Here is a 4,475-nt window from a genome sequence, read left to right on the forward strand (position 1 = left end):
CCGATGTTGACGTGCGGCTTGTTGCGCTCGAATTTGCTCTTTGCCATTTTCGGCTCTCCGTTTCCTGTCCCTTAGAGGGGAAATCTTTTCATTCTGTTTCAGCGCGGGGATATTCCGGTCACTTCTGACCGGAATACTTCGCCTGGATTTCCTGCGCGACGTTCGAGGGAACCGGCGCGTAGTGATCGAACAGCATCGTGTACTGAGCGCGGCCCTGCGACATCGAGCGCAGGTTGTCGACGTACTTGAACATGTTCGCGAGCGGCACGTGGGCGTTGATCACCACGGCGACGCCGCGCGATTCCTGGCCCTGGATCTGGCCACGGCGAGAGTTCAGGTCGCCGATCACGTCACCGACGTAATCTTCCGGCGTGACCACCTCGACCTTCATGATCGGCTCGAGGAGCTGAGCACCGGCCTTCTTGGCCGCTTCACGGAAGCAAGCGCGCGAAGCGATTTCGAACGCCAGGACCGACGAGTCGACATCGTGGAACGCGCCGTCGATGAGCGTCGCCTTGACGCCCAGCATCGGGAAGCCCGCAAGCGGACCTGACGACAGGACGCTTTCGATGCCCTTCTGAACGCCCGGGATGTATTCCTTCGGAATCGCACCACCAACGATCTTGGACTCGAACTTGAAGTCTTCGCCTTCGGGGTTAGGTTCGAAGACGATCTTGACGCGGGCGAACTGACCGGTACCACCGGACTGCTTCTTGTGCGTGTAGTCTTCTTCGTGCTGACGCGTGATGGTTTCGCGGTAGGCAACCTGCGGCGCGCCGACAGTTGCTTCAACTTTGAATTCACGACGCATGCGGTCAACGAGGATGTCGAGGTGAAGCTCACCCATGCCTGCGATGATCGTCTGACCGGATTCTTCGTCCGTCTTGACGCGGAACGACGGATCTTCGGCAGCCAGACGGTTGAGCGCGAGGCCCATCTTTTCCTGGTCGCCCTTGGTCTTCGGCTCGATCGCGATCTGGATAACTGGCTCCGGGAATTCCATACGCTCGAGGATGACCTGCTTCAGCGGATCGCAAAGCGTGTCGCCCGTGGTCGTTTCCTTGAGGCCGGCCAGAGCAACAATGTCGCCAGCGAAGGCTTCTTCAATGTCTTCACGGGAGTTCGAATGCATCTGCAGCATGCGACCGACGCGCTCGCGCTTTTCCTTGACCGTGTTCATGACCGACGTGCCCTTTTCGAGCTTGCCGGAATAGATACGTGCAAAGGTCAGCGAACCGACGAAGGGGTCGTTCATGATCTTGAAAGCGAGCATCGAAAGCGGCTCTTCGTCAGAAGCATGACGCTCGATCTCGGCTTCGGTCTTGACGTCGATACCCTTGATCGCCGGAATATCCAGTGGCGAAGGCAGGTATTCGACCACGGCGTCGAGAAGCGGCTGAACGCCCTTGTTCTTGAACGCGGTACCGCAGAACATCGGGTGGAACTTCACATCGATGGTGCCGCGGCGAACGAGCGCACGAATCTGGTCGTTGTCTGGAAGGTTGCCTTCCAGATAAGCTTCGGTTGCAGCTTCGTCGATCTCGACAACGGTCTCGATCAGCTTTTCGCGATATTCCTCGGCTTTGGCCTTCATGTCATCCGGGATCTCGACGACATCCCACTGGGCACCGAGCGATTCGTCGCGCCAGATGAGAGCGTTCATCTCGATCAGATCGACAACGCCCTTGAAGTCGCTTTCAGCGCCGATCGGCAGCTGCATGACAACGGCGGTCGCACCGAGCCGCGTCTTGATCATCTCGACCGAGCGGTAGAAGTCCGCACCAGTCTTGTCCATCTTGTTGCAGAAGATCATGCGCGGAACATTGTACTTCTCGGCCTGGCGCCAGACGGTCTCCGTCTGCGGCTCGACGCCGGCGTTGGCATCGAGGAGCGCGATGGCGCCGTCGAGAACGCGCAGCGAACGCTCGACTTCGATGGTGAAGTCCACGTGGCCGGGGGTGTCGATGATATTGAAGCGGCGCATCTTGCCGTCACGGCCCTTCCAGAAGGTCGTGGTGGCTGCAGACGTGATCGTGATGCCGCGCTCCTGCTCCTGCTCCATCCAGTCCATCGTCGCGGCGCCGTCGTGAACTTCGCCGATCTTGTGGGACTTGCCGGTGTAGTAGAGGATGCGCTCGGTCGTCGTCGTCTTGCCGGCGTCGATATGCGCCATGATACCGAAATTTCGGTAATCTTCGATTTTATATTCGCGAGCCATGGGTGACTGCCTTTCGAGACGTGTTGCCGTTACCAGCGGTAGTGCGAGAACGCACGGTTGGCATCGGCCATCTTGTGCGTGTCTTCGCGCTTCTTAACGGCGCTGCCACGGTTGTTTGCTGCATCCATGAGTTCGCCGCAGAGGCGATCGACCATGGTCGTTTCGTTGCGCTTGCGGGCGGCCGCGATCAGCCAGCGGATGGCGAGGGCCTGGCGACGCTCCGGACGAACATCGACCGGAACCTGATAGGTAGCACCACCGACGCGGCGCGAACGCACTTCGAGATGCGGAGCAATGTTGTCGAGCGCGGAATGGAACACGGTGATCGGTTCCTGCTTCAGCTTCGACTGGACCGCTTCGAAGGCACCATAGACGATGCCTTCTGCGACGGACTTCTTACCGTCCAGCATGATTGCGTTCATAAACTTCGTGACAACCAGATCACCGAACTTCGGATCCGGGTTGATCTCACGCTTTTCTGCTCTATGGCGTCGGGACATACTTTTCGTCTCTCAACTTTTTAATCTTGTGACCAGCGAAATGGCGCCGGTTGCGATGTTATTTCGGACGCTTCGCGCCGTACTTCGAACGACGCTGCTTGCGGTTCTTCACACCCTGCGTATCGAGAACGCCACGGATGATGTGGTAACGAACACCCGGAAGGTCCTTCACGCGGCCGCCGCGGATCATCACCACGGAGTGCTCCTGAAGGTTGTGGCCTTCACCCGGAATGTAGCCGATCACTTCGAAGCCGTTCGTCAGGCGGATCTTTGCAACCTTACGCAGAGCCGAGTTCGGCTTCTTCGGGGTCGTCGTGTAGACGCGAGTGCAAACGCCGCGCTTCTGCGGGTTTTCCTGCAGAGCAGGAACCTTGTTGCGCTTTACCTGTGCCTGACGCGGCTTGCGGATCAGCTGGTTTACGGTAGGCATGTAACCATCCCTTGCAAAATCTTGTCTCGTTACCCTTTCGGGCGGATCGTTGCCGTCGCCGGCGGTACCGAACGCCTATGAAATGCGCAAAACGAGGGCCGATCCGCCTTTTCGCAGATGGCCCCGACAAAAGCAGAGGACGCACTATTTCGCGCGTCTTGCGTGCAGCATTGTGTCTTCAGCGTGCGTTTTGAACCTTGTTTGAGGCGAACTCCAGAACGCGACGTTCCGAACCAGCCAGCCTCACATGGGCTCTGATGCGGCGGGGTGTACTGATTTCAGGTCGATCCGTCAAGGGCAATTAACAAATAATCTCGGTCTTGCAGCCCTGATATGCCTGAAAAACAAGGCTTTGCGGCGGCGTGGCCGCCCCTCCCGAAGAAACGTGTCGTACCAGCCGCTGCATTGCCTTCTCCGCGTTAAGGAATCAGCAACGCCATTCTGGGTCTTGAGGATCGTGAGGCGGCACGATTCGGCGGTCCCACTGCCGCCCGGAGATTTTCTCTTTTCCCGGAGGATACCGGCCTCCCACCGCCTTCGCGGCAGGCCGAAACCGGGTTAAGGTGTCCGGCAATCCGAATGAGGACCTTCCGATGCCCATCATGCCCGACAACGACAATTCACCCGAAGAGCCGCTGGTCTTCGTCATCATTGGTAAAGCTTACGAGAACGAAAGCGACGAAGAGGGTGTGGAGATCCACGTGATGCTCCGCGCACCGGATGACGACACCGCCGTGCGGGAGGCGCTCAATGCGCTGGCGGAGGAAGGCTTCTTCCAGGCGGATCTCGACCAGATCGGCACCCTCACCGACGTTCCCGACGAGGAACCGCACGCGTCGGCCTACCAGGGTGCGCTCGAAGGCGAGGTGTCGATCATCCGCTTCGGCTGACCCGGTTGGATGAAAACGAAGAAAGCCGCCCGGATCGCTCCGGGCGGCTTTTGAATTTCAAGAGAGTGGAGACCACCCTCTCCTTTCCGATCACTCGGCCGCGGCGTTCTCGTTCGCCATGTCGGCGAGCATCGGCGTTGCAGCATCGGCGCCCGTGCCCTTGCGGCGCTCTTCGAGGATCAACTCGTCGCGCGCCGTGGCGATGCGGCGGATCTGCGTCATCGTGCCGCCGGTACCGGCCGGGATGAGGCGACCGACGATGACGTTTTCCTTGAGACCCTGCAGGCTGTCGGTCTTGCCGGCAACCGCCGCTTCGGTGAGCACCTTGGTGGTCTCCTGGAACGATGCGGCCGAGATGAAGGACGGCGTCTGCAGCGATGCCTTGGTGATGCCGAGCAGCACCGGATCGCCGAAGGCCGGCTTCTTGCCTTCGGCAA

Annotated in this window: 5 protein-coding genes; 1 reads left to right on the forward strand and 4 read right to left on the reverse strand. The window is 59.4% G+C overall.

Annotation, left to right across the window (positions count from 1 at the left end):
- Positions 1–118: 118 nt before the first annotated feature.
- The 3 genes from fusA to rpsL are packed head-to-tail and all read right to left on the reverse strand — an operon-like array spanning position 119 to position 3,148.
- A complete protein-coding gene (gene fusA, locus N181_RS30445; RefSeq protein ID WP_014328063.1) occupies positions 119–2,218 on the reverse strand; it encodes an elongation factor G in 2,100 nt (699 codons plus the stop codon).
- Positions 2,219–2,247: 29 nt separating this feature from the next.
- Positions 2,248–2,718 carry a 30S ribosomal protein S7 gene (rpsG, locus tag N181_RS30450; RefSeq protein ID WP_060564140.1) on the reverse strand — a complete coding sequence of 157 codons (471 nt, stop codon included), beginning with the start codon at positions 2,716–2,718 and terminating at the stop codon, positions 2,248–2,250.
- 58 nt (positions 2,719–2,776) lie between these two features.
- Complete coding sequence (rpsL, locus tag N181_RS30455; RefSeq protein WP_003507760.1) at positions 2,777–3,148, reverse strand: 30S ribosomal protein S12; 372 nt, start codon at positions 3,146–3,148, stop codon at positions 2,777–2,779.
- A gap of 593 nt (positions 3,149–3,741) precedes the next feature.
- On the opposite strand from rpsL, the gene N181_RS30460 reads away from it, so the two are divergent.
- Complete coding sequence (locus N181_RS30460; RefSeq protein WP_014328061.1) at positions 3,742–4,038, forward strand: transcriptional regulator; 297 nt, start codon at positions 3,742–3,744, stop codon at positions 4,036–4,038.
- Positions 4,039–4,128: 90 nt separating this feature from the next.
- Here the strand turns inward: N181_RS30460 and N181_RS30465 are convergent.
- Positions 4,129–4,475, reverse strand: a 347-nt coding sequence (locus N181_RS30465; protein WP_155621633.1) for a hypothetical protein, incomplete at its 5' end; no start/stop codon positions are given.

Origin of the sequence: Sinorhizobium fredii USDA 205 (genome assembly GCF_001461695.1) — a bacterium.
Taxonomy (GTDB): domain Bacteria; phylum Pseudomonadota; class Alphaproteobacteria; order Rhizobiales; family Rhizobiaceae; genus Sinorhizobium; species Sinorhizobium fredii.